The following is a 19302-nucleotide window of genomic DNA, read 5'->3' on the forward strand; positions in this document are numbered from 1 at the left end:
GAAGCCGCCACCCGGCTTTTTTTATGGCCTACAGTCGCCCCTGCCCCTTCAACCACTCCCGTACCAGGAACAGCGCGCTCACGTTGCGAGCCTCATTAAAGTCAGGGTCTTCCAGCAGATCCATCAGGTGCGCCAGCGGCCAGCGAACCTGCGGCAGCGGCTCCGGCTCATCCCCTTCCAGCGATTCAGGATAGAGATCTTCCGCCACCACGATATTCATTTTGCTGGAAAAATAGGACGGCGCCATGCTCAGTTTTTTCAGGAATGAAAGCTCATTCGCCCCGAAGCCCACCTCTTCTTTCAGCTCGCGGTTGGCCGCTTCAAAGACGGTTTCACCCGGGTCAATAAGCCCTTTCGAGAACCCAAGCTCGTAAGATTCCGTTCCCACCGCGTATTCGCGGATCAAAATCAGATGATCGTCGACAATCGGCACAATCATCACCGCTTCGCGCGACGAGGGGCGCATACGTTCATAAACGCGACGCACACCGTTGCTGAACTCCAGATCCACACTTTCGACATTAAACAGGCGCGATTTGGCGACAGTTTCAACATTCAGAATGGTGGGTTTTTGTAGTGGTTTGCTCATCTTGATGGGTCTTAGCAGTGAGAACTGGGGTTATTGTGCGATACGCCGCACGGTTTCGGCAATGTCAATTGTTCTTTATTTACATTTATGCAACTTATTTGGGATCAATCCTCAATTCAAAACAAATGTCAAGAGGTTGAAATGTTTCCAGGAATTTGCTGATATCGCGCCATAACAGGCTTTGCTATCATCACCGGTCACTGGGATGCGCTTCAGAATGCTCAAGTTCGACTCCATACTTGCCGATAGCCAACCACAGACACTCATTCAATGTAAAGGTGCTACTGACTACACCTGTAAGAAGATAAGTAAGATGGGGAAAGCATGAGCACCATTTTGATTGTTCTCGCTGCTATGCTGGCCGGCGCATTGGTTGCAGGGTGGTTGTACAGGCGTCGCGTACAGCGACGTTATCGTCTGCCCTTTTTAAATGCATTTGCGGGCGCGACCACGCGTAAACTCACGCAAGAAGAGCGCGATGCAGTTGAAAACTATCTCGAAATCCTGAACCGTTCTCAGCTCACGCCTGGGCCAACGGGAGCCACCACTGCGCCCGTCGCGCTAAAGCTTAATGCGCAAAGTGACACCGTGCTCTGCGTGACGCGTTCCATCACACGCTACGGCATTACCACTGATGACCCCAACAAATGGCGCTATTACCTGGATTCCGTCGAAGTGCATCTGCCTCCGTCATGGGAGCAATACATTAATGACGAAAACAGCGTTGAGCTGATTCACACCGATTCGTTGCCTCTGGTTATCTCGCTTAACGGCCACACGCTGAATGAATATCTTCAGGAAGCCCCGCGTTTTGCGCTGGAACGCGCCAGTTCAACACAGGCCTCCATTCGTGGCGAAGAGACAGAGCAGATTGAACTGCTGAACATTCGCCAGGAAACCCATGAAGAGTACGCCCTGAGCCGACCGGACGGTATTCGTGAAGCTCTGCTGATCGTCGCCGCTTTCCTGCTCTTTTTTATCTGCCTGCTGACGCCGGATGTGTTTGTCCCCTGGCTGGCGGGCGGGGCGGTGCTGCTGCTGGCGGGCGGACTTTGGGGGCTCTTTGCTCCACCGGCCAAAACCTCGTTGCGCGAGATCCACTGCCTGCGTGGTACGCCAAAGCGCTGGGGTCTGTTCGGTGAAAACGATCAGGAACACCTCAACAATATTTCGCTGGGAATTATTGACCTGATCTACCCGCGCCACTGGCAACCGTGGATTGCGCAGGATCTGGGCCAGAAAACCGATATTGATATCTACCTTGACCGCCACGTTGTGCGTCAGGGGCGCTTCTTATCCCTGCATGATGAAGTGAAAAATTTCCCGCTTCAGCACTGGCTTCGCAGCACGGTCATTGCCGGAGGCGCGGCGCTGGTCTTAGTCATGCTGCTGCTCTTTGTGCCGCTGGATATGCCCATCAAATTTACCCTGTCGTGGATCAAAGGGGCGCAAACCATTGAAGCGACCAGCGTCAACAAGCTGGATGAAGCCGGTGTCCGCGTGGGGGACACGCTGCGCCTGAAGGGAACCGGGATGTGTAATATTCACACGCCGGGGGCGTGGAACACGCGCCAGAACTCACCGTTCATGCCGTTTGATTGCTCGCAAATTATCTGGAACGACGCACCGCCGCTGCCGCTGCCGGAATCCGAAGTGGTGAATAAAGCCACGGCCCTTACCCAGACGGTTAACCGCCAGCTGCATCCGAAACCGGACGATGATTCGCGCGTCAGCCCCGCGCTGCGCTCGGCCATTCAAAAGTCAGGCATGGTTCTGCTGGATGATTTTGGTGACATCGTTCTGAAAACACAGGATCTCTGTTCTTCGCAGGATGAGTGCATACGTCTTAAAAATGCCCTGGTAAACCTGGGGAACAGTAAAGACTGGGACTCGCTGGTGAAACGCGCCGAAGCTGGACGGCTGGATGGCGTCAACGTGCTGCTGCGTCCGGTGAGCGCTGAATCGCTGGATAACCTGGTCGCCACCTCCACGTCGCCGTTCATGATGCGTGAGACCACCCGAGCGGCTCAGGCGCTGAACAGCCCGGCACCGGGCGGGTTTGTGATTGTTAGCGATGAGGGCAGCGACCTGGTCGATCAGCCTTACCCGCAGGTTGCGCTTTACGACTACCCGGCGCAGGAGCAGTGGAGTCAATTCCAGCGCCTGGCGCAGATGCTGATGCAAACGCCGTTCAGTGCCGAAGGGATCGTCACAAGCCTCTACACCGACGCCAACGGTACTCGCCATATCGGCCTGCACCGGATGCCGGATAGCGCAGGGCTGTGGCGTTACATCGGCACCTCTCTGCTGATGACCGCAATGCTAGTCGCCATTTTCTGGAACGGCTTTATGGCCCTGCGCCGCTACCAGCGCTCGCGCACCCGGCTTGCCGAGATCCAGCAATATTACGAAAACTGCCTCAATCCTAAGCTGATCCCCTCCTCTGAGAGCCTGATCTGATAACGTCGTTGCGCGGCAAGATGTGCTACCCTGTCGCGCACGTTTCTTCTGGCTGGAGTTCCCCTTATGCATCTTGATATCGCCTGGCAGGAGGTTGATACCGTTCTGCTGGATATGGACGGCACGCTGCTCGATCTCGCCTTTGATAACTATTTCTGGCAAACGCTGGTTCCAGAAACCTATGGCGAGCAGCAGGGGATCTCCCCGGCAGAAGCGCAGGCATTCATTCGTTCGCAATATAGTGCCGTGCAACATACGCTAAACTGGTACTGTCTTGACTACTGGAGCGAGCGCCTCGGTCTGGATATTTGTGCCATGACCACCGCCCAGGGTCCACGCGCCGTGCTGCGCGAGGATACGGTTCCGTTCCTGGACGCGCTGAAAGCAAGCGGCAAGCGCCGCATTTTGCTGACCAACGCGCATCCCCATAACCTGGCCGTGAAGCTGGAGCATACGGGTCTGGCATCACACCTTGATTTATTACTTTCCACCCACACATTTGGTTATCCGAAAGAGGATCAGCGGTTGTGGCATGCGGTGAAGGAAGAGACGGGTTTGCAGCCGGAACGCACGCTGTTCATTGATGACAGCGAACCCATTCTGGATTCCGCGGCTAAGTTTGGCATTCGCTATTGTCTGGGCGTCACCAATCCTGACTCTGGCCTGGCTGAAAAAAGCTATCTGCGCCATCCGGGACTGAACGACTATCGCCAGATGATCCCCTCACTGACCGTGAAGGAGAGGCCATGAAAGAAAAACCCTCTGACGGGGTAAGACTGGATAAATGGCTGTGGGCGGCGCGTTTTTATAAGACGCGCGCCCTTGCCCGCGAGATGATTGACGGCGGAAAAGTGCATTACAACGGCCAGCGCAGCAAACCAAGCAAGCTGGTTGAGCTGAATGCCACCTTAACGCTGCGTCAGGGCAACGATGAACGTACGGTAGTGATTAAAGCCATTACCGAACAACGACGGCCGGCAGCCGAAGCCGTACTGCTTTATGAAGAAACGGCGGAAAGCATAGAAAAGCGCGAGAAGACCGCGCTGGCGCGCAAAATGAATGCGCTGACCATGCCCCACCCGGACCGGCGACCGGACAAAAAAGAGCGCCGCGATCTGATGAAATTTAAACACGGTGAGACCGAGTAACCCTCACCTGCACGAGAGACTATTATGGCCCAACACGACCAATTACACCGCTATCTGTTTGAACAATTCGCCGTGCGCGGCGAGCTGGTCACCGTATCCGAAACCTGGAAACAGATTCTGGAAAACCACAACTACCCGCTGCCGGTGAAGACCCTGTTGGGCGAACTGCTGGTTGCCACCAGCCTGCTGACGGCGACGCTGAAATTTGCCGGTGATATCACCGTGCAGCTGCAGGGTGACGGCCCGATGACGCTGGCGGTCATCAACGGCAATAACCAGCAGCAGATGCGCGGCGTGGCGCGCGTTCAGGGCGACGTGCCTGAGAATGCTGACCTCAAAACGCTGGTGGGTAATGGCTACCTGGTGATCACCATCTCCCCAGAGGAAGGTGAGCGCTATCAGGGCGTGGTGGGTCTGGAAGGCGATACCCTCGCAGCCTGCCTGGAAGATTACTTCATGCGTTCTGAACAGTTGCCGACTCGCCTGTTCATCCGCACCGGTGAAGTAGACGGCCAGCCTGCTGCTGGCGGGATGCTGCTGCAGGTTCTGCCTGCGCAGGACGCGCAGACCAATGATTTTGAGCACCTGGCGACGCTGACCGAAACCATCAAAGCGGAAGAGCTGTTCAATCTGTCGGCGACCGACGTGCTGTGGCGTCTGTACCACGAAGAAGAAGTGACCGTCTACGACCCGCAGTCTGTGGAGTTTAAGTGCACCTGCTCCCGCGAGCGCTGCGCTGGCGCACTGAAAACCCTGCCGGATGAAGAGATCGACAGCATCATGGCGGAAGACGGCGAAATTGATATGCACTGTGACTACTGCGGTACGCACTATGTGTTCAATTCGATGGATATCGCTGAGATCCGCAATAACGCCTCCCCGGCGGATCCGCAGGTTCACTAAACCTCTCTTCCCCTCACCTTAACCTTCTCCCCAAAGGGGAGAGGGCTGGGCTGAGGGGCAAAAAACTCCCCCCAAGCTGAATCGTTTTCCCAATGTAACTCTTACGTAATTTTCTTACGTGTATGCGATTACATTCACATTCTCTCCGATAAAATCACCAGCCTTTAACCTTTTCGGAACATTTTCCCCAACCAAAAAGCGATTCCTGCGATAATCCGCCTGCGCTGTGACTGGAGTCGCAGCGTTTTCCGTTAGTAAGGGTTTTGTCCAGATGCGTGAATCTATGAGCCCCGTCGCGGTAAACAACCTCAGAAAAACCCTACAATTTCAGGCAGTACATATTGGCTAAGGAGCAGTGATATGCGTGTTACTGGTTTAACCCCGCAAGATCTCAAGGCTTATGGTATTCACGACGTCCAGGAAGTCGTCTACAACCCCGACTACGATACGCTGTATCAGGAAGAGCTCAATCCAGCACTGGAAGGATACGAGCGCGGTGTGTTGACGAATCTTGGTGCTATCGCCGTCGATACCGGTATCTTTACCGGTCGTTCGCCGAAAGATAAGTATATCGTCCGAGACGAAACCACCCGCGATACGCTGTGGTGGGCTGACAAGGGCAAAGGGAAGAACGACAACAAACCGCTCTCTCCGGAAACCTGGCAGCACCTGAAAGGGCTCGTCACCCATCAACTTTCCGGCAAGCGTTTGTTTATTGTCGACGCTTTCTGCGGTGCTAACGCCGACACCCGTCTCTCCGTACGTTTTATCACCGAAGTGGCCTGGCAGGCGCATTTCGTGAAAAACATGTTTATCCGTCCAACCGACGAAGAGCTGCAGAACTTCACCCCTGATTTCATCGTGATGAACGGCGCGAAATGCACCAACCCACAGTGGAAAGAGCAGGGTCTGAACTCCGAAAACTTTATTGCCTTCAACCTGACCGAGCGTATCCAGCTGATCGGCGGTACCTGGTACGGCGGCGAAATGAAGAAAGGGATGTTCTCGGTCATGAACTACCTGCTGCCGCTGCGGGGCATCGCCTCTATGCACTGCTCGGCTAACGTCGGTGAAAAAGGCGACGTGGCGGTCTTCTTCGGCCTTTCCGGCACCGGGAAAACCACCCTGTCTACCGATCCAAAACGTCGTCTGATTGGTGATGACGAACACGGCTGGGATGACGACGGCGTATTCAACTTTGAAGGCGGCTGCTACGCGAAGACCATTCGCCTGTCTGAAGAGGCCGAGCCGGATATCTTCCACGCGATCCGTCGCGATGCGCTGCTGGAAAACGTCACCGTGCGTGCCGACGGCTCCATCGACTTCGACGATGCGTCGAAAACAGAAAACACCCGCGTCTCTTATCCGATTTACCACATCGACAATATCGTGAAGCCGGTGTCGAAAGCGGGTCATGCCACGAAGGTTATTTTCCTGACGGCGGATGCGTTCGGCGTGCTGCCTCCGGTGTCTCGCCTGACGGCCAGCCAGACGCAGTACCACTTCCTTTCCGGTTTCACCGCCAAGCTGGCGGGTACCGAGCGCGGCGTGACGGAGCCAACCCCAACCTTCTCCGCCTGCTTCGGCGCAGCCTTCCTGTCGCTGCACCCGACGCAGTACGCTGAAGTGCTGGTGAAACGCATGCAGGCATCCGGCGCGCAGGCATACCTGGTGAACACCGGCTGGAACGGCACCGGCAAACGTATCTCCATCAAAGATACCCGCGCCATTATCGACGCCATTCTGGATGGTTCTCTGGACGACGCCGAAACCTTCACGCTGCCGATGTTTGATCTGGCGATCCCAACGTCGCTGCCGGGTGTGGATACGCATATCCTCGACCCGCGCAATACGTACGGTTCGCCGGAGCAGTGGCGTGAGAAAGCGGAATCGCTGGCGAAGCTGTTTATCGAGAACTTCGAGAAGTACACCGATACCCCGGCGGGTGCTGCGCTGGTGAGTGCGGGTCCAAAACTGTAGTCCATGTCGGGTGGCGGCTTCGCCTTACCCGACCTGTAAAAAAGGGTGGCTCGTGCCACCCTTTTTTCAACTCTCTTTCACCTGCCCCCGCGTCACCGGAACCGGCAACCAGGCGCGAATGCTCAACCCACCCCGCTCGCTGGTACCAATCTCCAGCAACCCGTTATGGTTATCCACAATACGCTGCACAATCGCCAGGCCTAAGCCTGTACCGCTGGTGCTGCGCGCGCTGTCGCCGCGTACAAACGGCTGGAACAGATGCTTACGCTGCTCGGGCTTGATGCCCGGACCGTCGTCTTCCACCTGGAACCAGGCGCGGTTGAGTTCAGAGCCGCTGCTGACCTTAATCCAGCCGTTGCCGTAGCGCGCCGCGTTAACCACCATGTTGGCCACCGCGCGCTTAATGGAGAGCGGGTGCATGCGTACCTGGATCTCGCCCGCCTGAAGGTCGGTATCAATCTCGCGCTCGTAGCCGCTTTCCGCCGCCACCACTTCGCCCAGCACCGCGTTCAGATCCGCCATCTCCATCGGCATCTCCTGACCGGTGCGCAGGTAGTCGATGAACTGCTCGATGATGGCGTTGCACTCTTCGATATCCTTGTTGATGGACTCGGCGAGATAACCGTCCTCTTCTCCCATCATCTCCGTCGCCAGACGGATACGCGTCAGGGGGGTGCGCAGGTCATGGCTCACGCCCGCCATCAGCAGCGTACGGTCATCCGCCAGCTGCTTCACGCCTGCCGCCATATGGTTAAACGCACGCGTCACCGAGCGGACTTCCGAGGCGCCATACTCGCGCAGCGGAGGAGGAATAATGCCTTTACCGACCTGCAGCGCAGCGTGCTCCAGGTCGACCAGCGGTCGGTTCTGTATACGGATAAACAGCCAGGCCCCACCTATCGCCAGCAGCATGATCGCCAGGGTATAGCGGAACAGCGGCGAGAAATCGCCCTGATGGATTTCGGTCAGCGGGACGCGCACCCAGATGTTGGGTGACAGCCAGGTTTTCAGCCAGACGACGGGCGAGCTTTTGTTGACCTCAACGCGCACTTCCGTCGGGCCACCCAGCTGTTGCGCCATCTGCTGGCTGAGGAATTCATAGTGCTGCGCCCAGCGCAGGCCCGCGTCTTCCGCCGCTTCATTCGAGTAGAGCGAGATGCCCAGTTCACGGTAGATTTCACGACGAAACGCCGGGGGAACGACGAGCTGCGTGCCGTCCTCCAGCTGCAGCTTATCGGTCATCAGCATACGCACTTCGTAGGCCAGGACCTTATTAAACTGCTGGAGGCTCGGCAGGATCGCAAAGTTCAGCACCACCAGGTAGGTCGTCACCAGGCTGACGAACAGCAGGGTGACGATCAGTAACAGGGTGCGGGCAAACGAGCTTCGCGGCGAGAAGCGCATTCGCCTCATGCTTTAGAGCCGTCCGGGACGAACACGTAGCCCAGACCCCATACGGTCTGAATATAACGAGGATGCGCCGGATCTTCTTCTACCATGCGGCGCAGGCGGGAGATCTGCACGTCGATAGAGCGTTCCATTGCGGAGTATTCGCGACCGCGCGCCAGGTTCATGAGCTTGTCACGGGAAAGCGGTTCACGCGGGTGGCTGACCAGCGCTTTCAGGACCGCAAACTCGCCGCTGGTGAGCGGCATCGGCTCGTCTTCACGGAACATTTCGCGCGTGCCGAGGTTCAGCTTGAACTTGCCGAAGGCAATAACGGCTTCTTCCTGCGACGGCGCGCCCGGCAGTTCGTTCGCCTGACGACGCAGTACGGCGCGAATGCGCGCCAGCAGTTCACGCGGGTTAAACGGTTTTGGAATATAGTCGTCGGCGCCGATTTCGAGGCCCACGATACGGTCAACTTCTTCGCCCTTCGCCGTCACCATGATGATCGGCATCGGGTTGCTCTGGCTGCGCAGACGGCGGCAGATAGAAAGCCCATCTTCGCCAGGCAGCATCAGGTCGAGAACCATCAGATGGAAAGATTCACGGGTCAGCAGACGGTCCATCTGCTCAGCGTTCGCGACGCTACGAACCTGGAAGCCCTGCTCGGTCAGATAACGTTCCAGCAGCGCACGCAGGCGCATGTCGTCATCCACGACCAGAATTTTGTAGTTTTCTTGCATTGTGTGTACTCCCAAAGGTTCGGATAGTCTTTGTAACAGCGTATTCTAAAAAAGTGCACGTATTCGACCAGTTAATTCTGGTATAAATTCTAGTCGAAATTGTTACAAAGCATATTTAACAGCAGCTTATCTGTTCATTTCATCACATAAATCATTATTAATCCTGTCTGTTACACTGTGTGGTACGTATTGTGCGCAAAACAGAGAACCGGCAGCAAAGGCAGCACCATGAAAACGCCCCTGATCACCCGCGAAGGGTACGAGAAACTTAAAAAAGAGATGGATTTCCTCTGGCGCGAAGAGCGTCCTGAGGTAACCAAAAAGGTGACCTGGGCCGCGAGCCTGGGCGATCGCAGCGAAAACGCTGACTACCAGTACAACAAGAAGCGGCTGCGCGAAATTGACCGCCGGGTACGCTATCTGACGAAATGCCTCGAAAATCTAAAAATTGTCGATTACTCCCCGCAGCAGGAGGGCAAAGTGTTCTTCGGCGCGTGGGTGGAGATTGAAAACGACGACGGTGACACCCTGCGCTTTCGCATTGTCGGCTACGATGAAATTTTTGGTCGTAAGGATTACATCTCCATCGACTCGCCGATGGCCCGCGCGCTGCTGAAAAAGGAAGTGGGCGATCTGGCCGTCGTGCAGACCCCAGCCGGTGAAGCCAGCTGGTACGTTAATGAGATCGTCTACGTAAAATAGTCCGAGAGCGCCCTCCCCGGCTGGCATTTTGCCGTGTCAGCCCGTATAACTATCCCCTGATTTTTTCGACTCAACAGATGATAAAGCCATGATGAAAGATTCGCTCTGCCGCATTATTGCGGGTGAACTTCAGGCCAGAGCCGAACAGGTAGAAGCTGCCGTTCGCCTGCTTGATGAAGGGAACACCGTGCCGTTTATTGCACGCTATCGTAAGGAAGTCACCGGCGGTCTGGATGACACGCAGCTGCGTAACCTGGAAACCCGTCTCGGTTATCTGCGCGAACTGGAAGAACGTCGTCAGGCGATCCTCAAATCCATCGGCGAACAGGGCAAGCTGACCAGCGAACTGGAAAGCGCTATCAATGGCACCCTGAGCAAAACCGAACTCGAAGACCTCTATCTGCCGTACAAGCCGAAGCGCCGCACGCGCGGACAGATAGCGATTGAAGCGGGTCTTGAGCCGCTGGCCGACCTGCTGTGGAACGAACCGTCCCACGATCCGGATACCGAAGCGGCGAAATTCATCGACGCCGACAAAGGCGTAGCGGACACCAAGGCCGCCCTTGACGGCGCGCGCTATATTCTGATGGAGCGCTTCGCCGAAGACGCTGCCCTGCTCGCCAAAGTGCGTGATTACCTGTGGAAGAACGCCCACATCGTCTCTACCGTCGTCGCGGGTAAAGAGGAAGAAGGCGCGAAATTCCGCGACTACTTCGATCACCACGAACCGATTTCCACCACCCCTTCCCACCGCGCGCTGGCAATGTTCCGCGGCCGCAACGAAGGCGTGCTGCAGCTCTCCCTGAACGCCGACCCGCAGTTTGACGAGCCGCCGAAAGAGAGCCACTGCGAGCAGATCATCATCGACCATCTCGGTCTGCGCCTGAACAACGCCCCGGCTGACAGCTGGCGTAAAGGCGTGGTGAGCTGGACCTGGCGCATCAAGGTGCTGATGCACCTCGAAACCGAGCTGATGGGCACCGTGCGCGAACGTGCTGAAGATGAAGCGATTAACGTCTTCGCCCGCAACCTGCACGACCTGCTGATGGCCGCCCCTGCTGGCCTGCGCGCGACCATGGGTCTCGATCCGGGTCTGCGTACCGGTGTAAAAGTCGCTGTCGTTGACGGCACCGGCAAGCTGGTCGCCACCGACACCATCTATCCGCACACCGGCCAGGCAGCGAAAGCGGCCGTCGTGGTGGCGGCGCTGTGCGAAAAATACAACGTCGAGCTGGTCGCCATCGGCAACGGTACGGCGTCCCGCGAAACCGAGCGTTTCTATCTCGACGTGCAGAAGCAGTTCCCGAAAGTGACGGCACAGAAAGTGATCGTCAGCGAGGCCGGGGCATCCGTCTACTCCGCGTCCGAGCTGGCGGCACAGGAGTTCCCGGACCTGGATGTTTCCCTGCGCGGCGCGGTCTCGATCGCTCGCCGTCTGCAGGATCCGCTGGCGGAACTGGTGAAGATCGATCCGAAATCGATCGGCGTGGGCCAGTATCAGCACGACGTGAGCCAGACTCAGCTGGCGCGCAAGCTGGATGCGGTCGTGGAAGACTGCGTAAACGCCGTTGGCGTTGACCTGAACACCGCCTCCGTTCCTCTGCTGACCCGCGTGGCGGGCTTAACCCGCATGATGGCGCAGAACATCGTCGCCTGGCGCGACGAGAACGGCCAGTTCCAGAACCGTCAGCAGCTGCTGAAGGTAAGCCGTCTGGGGCCAAAAGCGTTTGAGCAGTGCGCGGGCTTCCTGCGCATCAACCACGGCGATAACCCGCTCGATGCCTCCACCGTTCACCCGGAAGCGTATCCGGTGGTGGAACGCATCCTGGCCGCTACCCAGCAGGCGCTGAAAGATCTCATGGGCGACAGCAGCGCCCTGCGCAACCTGAAAGCCGTCGATTTCACCGACGACAAATTTGGTGTGCCAACCGTTACCGACATTATCAAAGAGCTGGAAAAACCGGGCCGCGATCCGCGTCCTGAGTTCAAAACCGCGACCTTTGCTGACGGTATCGAGACCATGAACGACCTGCTGCCAGGCATGGTGCTGGAAGGTGCGGTGACTAACGTCACCAACTTTGGCGCGTTCGTGGATATCGGCGTGCATCAGGATGGCCTGGTCCATATCTCATCCCTTGCCGACAAGTTCGTTGAAGACCCGCACACCGTGGTCAAAGCGGGCGACATCGTGAAGGTCAAAGTGCTGGAAGTGGACCTGCAGCGCAAGCGTATCGCGCTCACCATGCGTCTGGACGAGCAGCCGGGTGACACCAACGCGCGCCGCGGCGGCAACGGTGGGGGCCGCGAGCAGCAGCGTCCGGCCGCGAAAGCGGCAAAACCGCGTGGACGTGATGCCCAGCCTGCAGGCAACAGCGCGATGATGGATGCGCTGGCGGCCGCGATGGGTAAAAAACGCTAAGGTCATAAATGCCCGGTGGCGCTGCGCTTACCGGGCCTACGGTTTTGTAGGCCGGGCAAACGCAGTGCCGCCCGGCAAGCAGGCCGCAGGAAATTAAAATAAATAGTGTGTAGCCATATTTAAACCGCGAATTATCACCCCGTTAACAAATACTCCGCTTTTCGTTTTCCCGGCATTTCAGCAAATATTGAGCAAGGTCAAAAAGGCCGTAAATTAATATCGCAAACAACATTCCGTCACAGTTTTAATATTGCTGATAAAAACTATTCTCATTATCATCGCATAGTAGATAATTTAACCTTTCGTGGAATCAGGCGTTATGCAATTCACTCCAGACAGTGCATGGAAGATTACCGGTTTTACCCGCGAAATTAGCCCGGCCTATCGGCAGAAGCTGCTGTCGCTGGGCATGCTGCCCGGTTCGTCATTCCAGGTCGTACGCGTGGCGCCGTTAGGCGATCCGGTTCATATCGAAACCCGACGCGTGAATCTGGTCCTGCGTAAAAAAGACCTCGCGTTAATAGAAGTCGAAGCCTTATCCCGATAACAAGCCAGCGGTTTCAGTGAGTCTAAAAAAATGAAAAAGTTAACTATTGGCTTAATTGGCAATCCTAATTCCGGCAAGACCACGCTTTTTAACCAGTTGACCGGGGCTCGCCAGCGCGTGGGCAACTGGGCGGGCGTGACGGTTGAACGTAAAGAGGGCCAGTTCACGACGACAGACAACCAGGTGACGCTGGTTGACCTTCCCGGCACCTACTCCTTAACCACCATTTCGTCGCAAACCTCGCTCGATGAGCAAATCGCCTGTCACTATATTCTTGGCGGCGACGCGGATCTGCTGATCAACGTGGTAGACGCCTCAAACCTCGAGCGTAACCTTTATCTGACGCTGCAGCTGCTGGAGCTGGGTATCCCCTGCATCGTGGCGCTCAACATGCTCGATATCGCAGAGAAACAAAAGCTGCGCATCGACGTCGATGCCCTCTCCGCGCGCCTGGGGTGCCCGGTCGTTCCGCTGGTCTCGACGCGCGCGCGCGGTATTGATGCGCTGAAGCTGGCCATTGACCGTCACGCGGGAAATCGCGACGTTGAGCTGGTGCATTACGCGCAGCCTCTCCTGCGTGAAGCCAACGTGCTGGCGCAGGAGATGGATAACGCTATGCCTGCGAAACAGCGTCTGTGGCTTGGCCTGCAGATGCTGGAAGGGGATATCTACAGCCGCGCTTACGCCGGGCATGCGGCCGATAAGCTGGACGTAACGGTGGCCCGTCTTAGCGACGAGCTGGACGACCCGGCGCTGCACATCGCCGATGCCCGTTACCAGGCCATCGCCTCGATTTGCGACGTGGTCAGTAACGCGCTGACGGCGGAACCCAGCCGCTTTACGGCGGCAGTGGATAAGATTGTGCTTAACCGCTTCCTCGGTTTGCCCATCTTCCTGCTGGTGATGTACGTGATGTTCCTGCTTGCCATTAACATCGGTGGTGCACTGCAGCCGATTTTTGACGCCGGTTCCGTCGCGGTCTTCGTCCACGGGATCCAGTGGGTGGGTTACACCCTGCACTTCCCGGAATGGCTCACCATCTTCCTCGCGCAGGGGATCGGCGGCGGTATCAATACCGTTCTGCCGCTGGTGCCGCAGATCGGCATGATGTACCTGTTCCTCTCGTTCCTGGAAGATTCCGGCTACATGGCGCGCGCGGCGTTCGTGATGGATCGTCTGATGCAGGCGCTGGGCCTGCCGGGTAAATCCTTCGTCCCGCTGATCGTCGGCTTCGGCTGTAACGTGCCGTCGGTGATGGGCGCACGTACCCTGGATGCACCGCGTGAACGTCTGATGACCATTATGATGGCGCCGTTTATGTCCTGCGGTGCCCGCCTGGCAATCTTTGCTGTCTTTGCGGCAGCCTTCTTTGGCCAGCAGGGCGCGCTGGCGGTCTTCTCGCTGTATGTCCTGGGCATCGTGATGGCGATCCTGACCGGTTTAATGCTCAAGCACACCATCATGCGCGGTGAGGCGTCACCGTTCGTGATGGAGCTGCCGGTGTACCACGTCCCCCATCTGAAAAGCCTGGCGATCCAGACCTGGCAGCGTCTGAAAGGCTTCGTCCTGCGCGCCGGTAAGGTGATTGTCATCGTCAGCGTTTTCCTGAGCGCCCTGAACAGCTTCACCCTGAGTGGACAGGCAGCGGATAACATTAACGACTCTGCCCTCGCCTCCGTCAGCCGCGTCATCACGCCGGTCTTCAAACCGATTGGCGTGCATGAGGATAACTGGCAGGCAACCGTCGGCCTGTTTACCGGCGCGATGGCAAAAGAGGTGGTTGTCGGTACCCTGAATACGCTCTACACCGCCGAGAACATTCAGGAGCAGGAATTTAACCCGGCTGAGTTTCATCTCGGTGATGAGCTGCTGGGTGCCGTAGAGGAAACCTGGCAGAGCCTGAAAGACACCTTCAGCCTGAGCGTGCTGGCGAACCCGATTGAGGCCAGCAAAGGCGATGGCGAAATGGCGACCGGTGCCATGGGCGTGATGGGCGAGAAATTTGGCAGCGCGTCCGCGGCCTACAGCTATCTCATCTTCGTTCTGCTCTATATTCCGTGCATCTCCGTGATGGGGGCGATTGCCCGCGAGTCCAGCCGCGGCTGGATGGGGTTCTCCATCCTGTGGGGGTTAAACATTGCCTACTCGCTGGCGACGCTGTTCTATCAAACCGTTAACTTCAGCCAGCACCCACGCTACAGCCTGGTCTGCATTCTTGCGGTTGTGCTGTTCAACGTGGTCGTTCTCGGTCTGCTGCGGCGGGCACGCAGCCGCGTCGACATCGACCTGCTGGCAAACCGTAAAACCGCCGCAACCTGCTGCAACAGCCCGGCGGGCGACTGTCACTAAGGAGCACACATCATGGCATCGTTGATTCAGGTTCGTGATCTGCTGGCGCTGCAGGGGCGAATGGAGGCGAAACAGCTGAGCCTCAGCCTGCATACGCCGCAGCCGATGATCGATGCCATGCTGGAAAGACTGGAAGCCATGGGGAAAGCGGTGCGGATTCAGGAAGAGCCGGACGGTTGTCTGTCCGGCAGCTGTAAACATTGCCCGGAAGGAAAAGCCTGCCTCACGGAGTGGTGGTCACTTCGCGAATAAAGACGGTCAGCGCCGAACAAAACTCGTCAGGATGTGAGATAAACGGCGCGTGTGCCGCTTTAGCAACCACCATTGATTGGCTTTTCGGCCACAGATCATCCAGCAGCGGAGCCACTTTGCGCGACACAATTCCGTCAAGGTAACCATAAATACGAAGATGCGGTATCGTCAGGGAGGCCAGCGGCGCGCGCAGGTCAACCGTTTTCAGCAGCTCAAGACCGCCATTAAGCACCTCCACCTCCGGCATCGGCAGCGACAGCACGGTTTGCTTCAGCGTACGGGCATCCTTACGGGCGGTTTCAGTTCCCATCGTCTGCAGGGCGAGGAACCGCTCTACGGTCCGCTGGAAATCTTCGCTCAGCTGCTGCTGGAAGCCCGCCAGTACCTCGGGTTTTATCCCCGGCCACGCGTCCTGCGCGCTAAAACAGGGCGACGATGCCACCGTCACCAGCGCTTTTACGCGGTCAGGCCGCGACAGCGCAATCTGGCTTGCCACCAGCCCGCCCAGGCTCCAGCCCAGCCAGACAGCGTTTTGTGGCGCAGCGTCCAGAACCTGCTGTGCCATCTCATCAAGCGACATGGCCCCAAAACCGCGGCTGCGGCCAAAGCCGGGTAAGTCCACCAGATGCAGCGTGAAATGCGAGGCAAGTTCCTCACGTATGCAATGCCATATCTCTGCATTCAGGCCCCATCCGTGCAGCAGCACAAGATGGCAATTTCCTGTCCCTACGGTCTGCCACCACAGCGTCTTCATCAGTTACTGTTCTCTTTTTTCACATGGAGGTTGCACATGCTAACAGTACCTGGGTTGTGCTGGCTATGCAGAATGCCGCTGGCACTCAGCGGATGGGGCATCTGCTCCGTCTGCACGCGATCGCTGCAATGGCGTATCGGGACCTGTCCACAATGCGGTTTACCGGCCACCAATCCCTCTTTGCCCTGCGGCCGCTGCCTGAAAAAATCCCCGCCGTGGAGTGCGCTGGTGGCAGTGGATGATTATGTTCCGCCGCTGAGCAGGCTGATTCACGCGCTGAAGTTTTCCGGCCAGAGTGCGCTGGCTCAGCCCCTTGCCCGACTGCTACTGCTGGCGGTTTTGCAGGCGCGGCGCTACCGCGCATTGCCGAAAATCGACAGGTTGGTGAATGTCCCCCTCTACCGACGTCGACACTGGCGGCGGGGCTATAACCAGAGTGACCTGATCTGCCGTCCCCTCGCCCGGTGGCTTGGCTGTCAGTATGATGCCCGCGCGCTGACACGTGTTCATGCCACCGCCATCCAGCATCAGCTCAGCGCCCGGCTTCGCAAAAGAAACCTCAAAAATGCCTTTCGCCTTGAATTGCCGGTCGACGGTCTCCATATCGCGATTGTGGATGATGTCGTCACCACAGGCAGTACCGTTGCTGAACTTTCCCGACTGCTTTTGCAAAGCGGCGCCGCGTCGGTTCAGGTATGGTGTCTGTGCCGTACCTTGTAGCCCTTCTTCAATGGGCGTATGATTATACCCAGGTAATTTAGTCAACTATTAGGCCAAAGCTATGATCCGTATTTCCGATTCTGCACAAGCGCACTTTGCCAAACTGCTGGCAAATCAGGAAGAAGGGACGCAGATCCGCGTGTTTGTGATTAATCCAGGCACTCCGAATGCAGAATGTGGTGTTTCTTATTGTCCTCCGGACGCTGTGGAAGCCACCGACACTGCCCTTAAATTTGAACAGCTCACCGCCTATGTTGATGAGCTGAGCGCACCGTATCTTGAAGATGCGGAGATCGATTTCGTCACCGATCAGCTGGGTTCTCAGCTGACCCTGAAAGCGCCGAACGCGAAAATGCGTAAAGTGTCTGACGATGCCCCGCTGATGGAGCGCGTTGAGTATCTGCTGCAATCCCAGATCAACCCACAGCTGGCTGGCCACGGCGGCCGTGTTTCCCTGATGGAAATCACCGACGAAGGTTTTGCCATTCTGCAGTTTGGCGGCGGTTGTAACGGTTGTTCAATGGTCGATGTCACCCTGAAAGAAGGGATCGAGAAGCAGCTGCTGAACGAGTTCCCGGAACTGAAAGGTGTGCGTGACCTGACCGAACACCAGCGCGGCGAGCACTCCTACTACTGATTCAGTGCCCGTCTGTATTGCCCGGTGGCGCGACGCTTACCGGGCCTACAAAACCCTGCTCCCCCTCTTCGTTCCCCTCTATATGTTGACCTGCGTCTCATAATTCACATTTTGCCTTCCAGGGTGATTCTCAATCACGCCATGTTACCCGTATCATTCTCATGGGCACTAAACACACTCATAACAGCCGACTAAACTTAATCGTTTAAAAGGCATCAGTATTAGTGCCGTTACTTCTCTGTTCCCAGTTGGGACAATCGGAATTTGTCGTTGAAACAATGACGTTACCCATAACAATTCAAAGGCCAGGTAAATCATGCCATTAGTCATCGTTGCTATCGGTGTTGTGTTATTACTGCTCTTGATGATCCGCTTCAAAATGAACGGATTTATCGCTCTGGTTCTGGTGGCGCTTGCAGTCGGTCTGATGCAGGGGATGCCGCTGGTGAAAGTTATCAGCTCGATTAAAGCCGGTGTCGGCGGCACGCTCGGCAGCCTGGCGTTGATCATGGGCTTCGGCGCCATGCTCGGTAAAATGCTGGCGGACTGCGGCGGTGCCCAGCGTATTGCCACCACGCTTATCGACAAATTTGGTAAGAAGAACATTCAGTGGGCAGTGGTGTTAACCGGTTTTACCGTCGGTTTCGCGCTGTTCTATGAAGTAGGCTTCGTATTGATGCTGCCGCTGGTGTTCACCATTGCGGCTGCCGCGAGCATCCCGCTGCTGTATGTCGGTGTGCCTATGGCCGCGGCGCTGTCCGTGACCCACGGCTTCCTGCCGCCGCACCCGGGTCCAACCGCTATCGCGACTATCTTCCACGCGGATATGGGTAAAACCCTGCTGTTCGGTACGATTCTGGCGATCCCGACGGTGATTCTGGCAGGTCCGGTTTATGCCCGCTTCCTGAAAGGGATTGATAAGCCTATCCCGGAAGGTCTGTACAGCGCCAAAACCTTCACCGAAGAAGAGATGCCTGGCTTTGGCGTCAGCGTCTGGACCTCTCTGGTACCGGTGATCCTGATGGCGATGCGCGCCGTGGCAGAGATGATCCTGCCGAAAGGTCATGCGTTCCTGTCCGTGGCGGAATTCCTGGGTGACCCGGTGATGGCAACGCTGATTGCCGTGCTGATCGCGATGTTCACCTTCGGTCTGAACCGTGGCCGCTCCATGGATCAGATCAACGACACGCTGACCTCTTCCATCAAAATCATTGCCATGATGCTCCTGATCATCGGCGGTGGCGGTGCGTTCAAACAGGTTCTGGTCGACAGCGGCGTGGACAAATACATCGCTGCCATGATGCATGAAACCAACGTGTCGCCGCTTCTGATGGCCTGGTCTATTGCCGCAGTTCTGCGTATTGCGCTGGGCTCTGCGACCGTTGCGGCGATCACCGCCGGCGGCATCGTTGCGCCGTTGATTGCCACCACGGGCGTGAGTCCTGAGCTGATGGTTATCGCCGTCGGTTCCGGTAGCGTGATTTTCTCTCACGTTAACGACCCGGGCTTCTGGCTGTTCAAGGAGTACTTCAACCTGACGATCGGTGAAACCATCAAGTCCTGGTCCGCGCTGGAAACCATTATTTCGGTGTGCGGTCTGGTCGGGGTGCTGCTGTTGAATATGGTGGTCTGATGCCCTAAGTCGGGTGGCGGCTACGCCTTACCCGACCTACATGAGCACTACCGGATAATAAAAAACCCGCCACTGGCGGG

17 protein-coding genes are annotated in these 19302 nt (G+C 57.0%); 13 read left to right on the forward strand and 4 right to left on the reverse strand.

Annotated elements, in window-relative coordinates:
• Positions 1 to 28: 28 nt before the first annotated feature.
• Positions 29 to 589 carry an ADP compounds hydrolase NudE gene (gene nudE / locus ACMGGU_RS19750; RefSeq protein ID WP_008503041.1) on the reverse strand — a complete coding sequence of 187 codons (561 nt, stop codon included), beginning with the start codon at positions 587 to 589 and terminating at the stop codon, positions 29 to 31.
• Positions 590 to 913: 324 nt separating this feature from the next.
• On the opposite strand from nudE, the gene ACMGGU_RS19755 reads away from it, so the two are divergent.
• The 5 genes from ACMGGU_RS19755 (at position 914) to pckA (ending at position 7080) form a co-directional block, all read left to right on the forward strand.
• The gene (locus ACMGGU_RS19755) at positions 914 to 3049 is read left to right on the forward strand and encodes an intracellular growth attenuator family protein (protein ID WP_420300858.1); all 2136 of its coding nucleotides are present in this window, start codon (positions 914 to 916) and stop codon (positions 3047 to 3049) included.
• Positions 3050 to 3115: 66 nt separating this feature from the next.
• A complete protein-coding gene (gene yrfG, locus ACMGGU_RS19760; RefSeq protein ID WP_048027692.1) occupies positions 3116 to 3799 on the forward strand; it encodes a GMP/IMP nucleotidase in 684 nt (227 codons plus the stop codon).
• Positions 3796 to 4197 (forward strand): ribosome-associated heat shock protein Hsp15, encoded by a 402-nt coding sequence (hslR, locus tag ACMGGU_RS19765; RefSeq protein WP_063622743.1) that lies wholly within the window; start codon positions 3796 to 3798, stop codon positions 4195 to 4197. The genes yrfG and hslR overlap by 4 nt, the downstream gene beginning before the upstream one ends.
• Positions 4198 to 4221: 24 nt before the next feature.
• On the forward strand, positions 4222 to 5100 hold the full coding sequence (gene hslO / locus ACMGGU_RS19770) for an Hsp33 family molecular chaperone HslO (RefSeq protein ID WP_023309492.1): 879 nt from the start codon (positions 4222 to 4224) through the stop codon (positions 5098 to 5100).
• Between the two features lie 360 nt (positions 5101 to 5460).
• Positions 5461 to 7080, forward strand: a complete 1620-nt coding sequence (pckA, locus tag ACMGGU_RS19775; protein ID WP_048226358.1) for a phosphoenolpyruvate carboxykinase (ATP) — start codon at positions 5461 to 5463, stop codon at positions 7078 to 7080.
• 66 nt (positions 7081 to 7146) lie between these two features.
• Here pckA and envZ read toward each other — a convergent pair whose 3' ends face one another.
• Positions 7147 to 8493, reverse strand: coding sequence for a two-component system sensor histidine kinase EnvZ (gene envZ, locus ACMGGU_RS19780; RefSeq protein ID WP_008503047.1), 1347 nt, complete (start codon positions 8491 to 8493; stop codon positions 7147 to 7149).
• Complete coding sequence (gene ompR, locus ACMGGU_RS19785; RefSeq protein WP_001157751.1) at positions 8490 to 9209, reverse strand: two-component system response regulator OmpR; 720 nt, start codon at positions 9207 to 9209, stop codon at positions 8490 to 8492. The genes envZ and ompR overlap by 4 nt, the downstream gene beginning before the upstream one ends.
• 228 nt (positions 9210 to 9437) lie before the next feature.
• Between ompR and greB the strand changes: the two genes are divergently transcribed.
• The 5 genes from greB (at position 9438) to feoC (ending at position 15478) form a co-directional block, all read left to right on the forward strand.
• Complete coding sequence (gene greB, locus ACMGGU_RS19790) at positions 9438 to 9911, forward strand: transcription elongation factor GreB (protein ID WP_008503048.1); 474 nt, start codon at positions 9438 to 9440, stop codon at positions 9909 to 9911.
• Between the two features lie 88 nt (positions 9912 to 9999).
• Complete coding sequence (locus ACMGGU_RS19795) at positions 10000 to 12330, forward strand: Tex family protein (RefSeq protein ID WP_025910299.1); 2331 nt, start codon at positions 10000 to 10002, stop codon at positions 12328 to 12330.
• A 319-nt stretch (positions 12331 to 12649) separates the two neighbouring features.
• Positions 12650 to 12877 (forward strand): ferrous iron transporter A, encoded by a 228-nt coding sequence (gene feoA, locus ACMGGU_RS19800; protein WP_008503050.1) that lies wholly within the window; start codon positions 12650 to 12652, stop codon positions 12875 to 12877.
• Between the two features lie 30 nt (positions 12878 to 12907).
• Entirely contained in the window at positions 12908 to 15226 is a 2319-nt protein-coding gene (gene feoB / locus ACMGGU_RS19805; protein ID WP_048027698.1) for a Fe(2+) transporter permease subunit FeoB, read from the forward strand.
• 12 nt (positions 15227 to 15238) lie between these two features.
• Entirely contained in the window at positions 15239 to 15478 is a 240-nt protein-coding gene (gene feoC, locus ACMGGU_RS19810) for a [Fe-S]-dependent transcriptional repressor FeoC (protein ID WP_045909345.1), read from the forward strand.
• On the opposite strand, the gene bioH is transcribed toward feoC, so the two are convergent.
• On the reverse strand, positions 15450 to 16232 hold the full coding sequence (bioH, locus tag ACMGGU_RS19815) for a pimeloyl-ACP methyl ester esterase BioH (protein WP_420300859.1): 783 nt from the start codon (positions 16230 to 16232) through the stop codon (positions 15450 to 15452). The genes feoC and bioH overlap by 29 nt on opposite strands.
• 36 nt (positions 16233 to 16268) lie before the next feature.
• On the opposite strand from bioH, the gene gntX reads away from it, so the two are divergent.
• The 3 genes from gntX to gntT all read left to right on the forward strand — a co-directional run bounded on the left by gntX (position 16269) and on the right by gntT (position 19222).
• Complete coding sequence (gene gntX / locus ACMGGU_RS19820; RefSeq protein WP_262778939.1) at positions 16269 to 16952, forward strand: DNA utilization protein GntX; 684 nt, start codon at positions 16269 to 16271, stop codon at positions 16950 to 16952.
• A 61-nt stretch (positions 16953 to 17013) separates the two neighbouring features.
• Positions 17014 to 17589 carry a Fe-S biogenesis protein NfuA gene (gene nfuA, locus ACMGGU_RS19825; RefSeq protein ID WP_008503055.1) on the forward strand — a complete coding sequence of 192 codons (576 nt, stop codon included), beginning with the start codon at positions 17014 to 17016 and terminating at the stop codon, positions 17587 to 17589.
• Positions 17590 to 17905: 316 nt separating this feature from the next.
• Positions 17906 to 19222 (forward strand): gluconate transporter, encoded by a 1317-nt coding sequence (gene gntT / locus ACMGGU_RS19830; RefSeq protein WP_024907902.1) that lies wholly within the window; start codon positions 17906 to 17908, stop codon positions 19220 to 19222.
• Positions 19223 to 19302 lie beyond the last annotated feature (80 nt).

The organism is Enterobacter sp. BNK-8 (assembly GCF_048685095.1).
Taxonomy (GTDB): Bacteria; Pseudomonadota; Gammaproteobacteria; order Enterobacterales; family Enterobacteriaceae; genus Enterobacter; species Enterobacter quasiroggenkampii.

Excerpts from the sequence above, each read along its gene's own strand:
- nudE (WP_008503041.1), bottom strand. The coding sequence starts at position 589 with ATGAGCAAACCACTACAAAAACCCACCATTCTGAATGTTGAAACTGTC.
- ACMGGU_RS19755 (WP_420300858.1), top strand. The coding sequence starts at position 914 with ATGAGCACCATTTTGATTGTTCTCGCTGCTATGCTGGCCGGCGCATTG.
- yrfG (WP_048027692.1), top strand. The coding sequence starts at position 3,116 with ATGCATCTTGATATCGCCTGGCAGGAGGTTGATACCGTTCTGCTGGAT.
- hslR (WP_063622743.1), top strand. The coding sequence starts at position 3,796 with ATGAAAGAAAAACCCTCTGACGGGGTAAGACTGGATAAATGGCTGTGG.
- hslO (WP_023309492.1), top strand. The coding sequence starts at position 4,222 with ATGGCCCAACACGACCAATTACACCGCTATCTGTTTGAACAATTCGCC.
- pckA (WP_048226358.1), top strand. The coding sequence starts at position 5,461 with ATGCGTGTTACTGGTTTAACCCCGCAAGATCTCAAGGCTTATGGTATT.
- envZ (WP_008503047.1), bottom strand. The coding sequence starts at position 8,493 with ATGAGGCGAATGCGCTTCTCGCCGCGAAGCTCGTTTGCCCGCACCCTG.
- ompR (WP_001157751.1), bottom strand. The coding sequence starts at position 9,209 with ATGCAAGAAAACTACAAAATTCTGGTCGTGGATGACGACATGCGCCTG.
- greB (WP_008503048.1), top strand. The coding sequence starts at position 9,438 with ATGAAAACGCCCCTGATCACCCGCGAAGGGTACGAGAAACTTAAAAAA.
- ACMGGU_RS19795 (WP_025910299.1), top strand. The coding sequence starts at position 10,000 with ATGATGAAAGATTCGCTCTGCCGCATTATTGCGGGTGAACTTCAGGCC.
- feoA (WP_008503050.1), top strand. The coding sequence starts at position 12,650 with ATGCAATTCACTCCAGACAGTGCATGGAAGATTACCGGTTTTACCCGC.
- feoB (WP_048027698.1), top strand. The coding sequence starts at position 12,908 with ATGAAAAAGTTAACTATTGGCTTAATTGGCAATCCTAATTCCGGCAAG.
- feoC (WP_045909345.1), top strand. The coding sequence starts at position 15,239 with ATGGCATCGTTGATTCAGGTTCGTGATCTGCTGGCGCTGCAGGGGCGA.
- bioH (WP_420300859.1), bottom strand. The coding sequence starts at position 16,232 with ATGAAGACGCTGTGGTGGCAGACCGTAGGGACAGGAAATTGCCATCTT.
- gntX (WP_262778939.1), top strand. The coding sequence starts at position 16,269 with ATGCTAACAGTACCTGGGTTGTGCTGGCTATGCAGAATGCCGCTGGCA.
- nfuA (WP_008503055.1), top strand. The coding sequence starts at position 17,014 with ATGATCCGTATTTCCGATTCTGCACAAGCGCACTTTGCCAAACTGCTG.
- gntT (WP_024907902.1), top strand. The coding sequence starts at position 17,906 with ATGCCATTAGTCATCGTTGCTATCGGTGTTGTGTTATTACTGCTCTTG.